We start from the raw sequence: 1,918 nt of genomic DNA, 5'->3' as shown, positions 1-1,918 counted from the left end.
ATATTTCCACAGCACGCACGGGACAGACATATTCGCAAATGCCGCAACCCACGCAGGCCGTGGTCATGGCCGGTATCAGGCCGCCGGAGAGCACCACGGCGGAACCCCGCAGGGGGCAGCGGTCATAGCAGGTCATGCACATGACGCCTCCTGCGTAATTGTGGCAACGGTCCTTCAGAATATAGGCACGGCCCATATTTGCCCGGGCCATGTCCGTCACCCCGGCGTCCAGCGCACCGGAGGGGCATACAGGCGGACATTTCATGCAGAGATAGCAGGGAATTTTCCCCGCCACGACGCGCGGTGTGCGCCGGGAACGGCCCATGCCCCCCATCAGCTCGATGCTTTTGTGCGGGCAAGTCGTAACGCATTGCCCGCAGCGCACGCACAGCCGCAAAAAAGCTTCTTCCGCCGCCGCGCCGGGCGGGCGCAACGGCGGAAGAAAAACGTTCATTGCAGGCTCCCGGCGTCGGCCCCGTCCTCTGACAGGACAAGACACTGTTCTTTCCGCCTGTGCGGCGGACAGCGCATATGCCCCTGGCTGTCCAGATCATCCTCGTAGTTGATGAAGGCCACATCCAGCATGAGCACATGCGGCAGCCCGTTCACATGTTCCAGATCGCGCTGCAAGGTGTGCGAGGGGCTTTCCAGCACCACGGCCAGCCTGCCCGCACCCGCCGTTTCCCTAACCTCAAGCACGCCCCGCAGACCGAGCAGCAGGATGCGCAGTTCGGCCAGACGCTCCTGAGGCGCACTGACGACAATTCCGGCAATGGCCATGTCTTCCTCCTATGCCTTGCGGACGCGCGCGGCGCAGATCTTGTACTCCGGCTCACGCGAGACGGGGTCGGTGGCGTCCAGAAAAAGCTTGTTGACCAGTTTTTTGGGATCAAAAAACGGCACCGCAATCAGCCCTGGGCGGCAGACATCACTGACCCTGGCGGGCAGTTCCATGACGTCCCGGCGTGTTTCCACAATGACGCTGTCCCCGTGCCTGATACCCGCCTTTGCGGCATCCTCCTCATTTATTTCCACAAAGGCTATGGGGTTGGCCTTTTGCAGTTCAGGGACCTTGCCCGTCATGGTGGCCGTATGCCAGTGGTCGATAACGCGCATGGACGTGAGATACAGGGGGTAATCCGCATCCGGTTCTTCAGCAGCGCCCTTGGCCGGGCGCATCCAGATCACGGCCCTGCCGTCGGGCTTGCCGTAGAAAAAGAAGCGATCAGGATGATCAGCCGGAACGCACGGGTCCTGCCCGCGCACATAACGCAGCGACGTGCCGGGGTGGTCCTCGCTGGGGCAAGGCCAGATCAGGCCCGATTCCTTACGCAGGCGGTCCCTTGTCATTCCCCAGAAGTCATAGGTGGTTCCCTTGGACACCATGCGCCACTCGTTCCAGACGTCCTCGGCGTTGCTGAAATTCACAAGTTTGGGGTCCACCCCCGCGCGCTTGGCGAATTCCACAAGCGTATTTACCGTGGGGCGGCACTGTCCGGGCGGCTCCACGGCTTTTTCGATAAGCGAATAGCGCCGCTCGCCGCAGCCGTACACGCCGTCGCGCTCGCACCAGAAGGCCGGCGGCAGCACAAGGTCGGCATACTCCAGCGTCACGGCATCGGGAAAAGCCTCGATGCAGACGATGAAGGATTCCGGGTGGGACATGGCCTTGTGCACCTTGTTCAGATTGGGCAGGGTGTGGGCCGGATTGGTTTCGCAGATAATCATGCACTTCACGTCGCCACGGCCCAGGGCTTCAAACAGGGCCACCGTATGATAGCCCGGCTCGGGCGACAAAGGAAGTTACGGATAAAGACAGCAGAGCTATTTACTTGCGCGGTTAAGCATCGAAGCGAGCGTGACTTAAACTTTGAGAATGTACATTCTCAAAGTTAATCTGCTCTAGACACTGTCTAAA

At 60.6% G+C, this 1,918-nt stretch carries 3 protein-coding genes; all 3 read right to left on the bottom strand.

The annotated features are described in order from the left end of the window. Positions 1-454 (bottom strand): 4Fe-4S dicluster domain-containing protein (locus V6C16_RS12180; protein WP_333543320.1); only part of this gene is annotated, 454 nt, incomplete at its 3' end. Continuing rightward, positions 451-780 (bottom strand): chaperone NapD, encoded by a 330-nt coding sequence (locus V6C16_RS12175; protein ID WP_333543319.1) that lies wholly within the window; start codon positions 778-780, stop codon positions 451-453. The genes V6C16_RS12175 and V6C16_RS12180, both read right to left, overlap by 4 nt. A 9-nt stretch (positions 781-789) precedes the next feature. Next, complete coding sequence (locus V6C16_RS12170; RefSeq protein ID WP_333543318.1) at positions 790-1,797, bottom strand: molybdopterin oxidoreductase family protein; 1,008 nt, start codon at positions 1,795-1,797, stop codon at positions 790-792. Between the last annotated feature and the right edge of the window lie 121 nt (positions 1,798-1,918).

The organism is Desulfovibrio sp. 1188_IL3213 (assembly GCF_036763145.1).
Taxonomy (GTDB): Bacteria; Desulfobacterota; Desulfovibrionia; order Desulfovibrionales; family Desulfovibrionaceae; genus Desulfovibrio.
The sequence above is the reverse complement of the archived record's forward strand: the minus strand, read 5'-3'. Positions and strand labels throughout refer to the sequence as shown.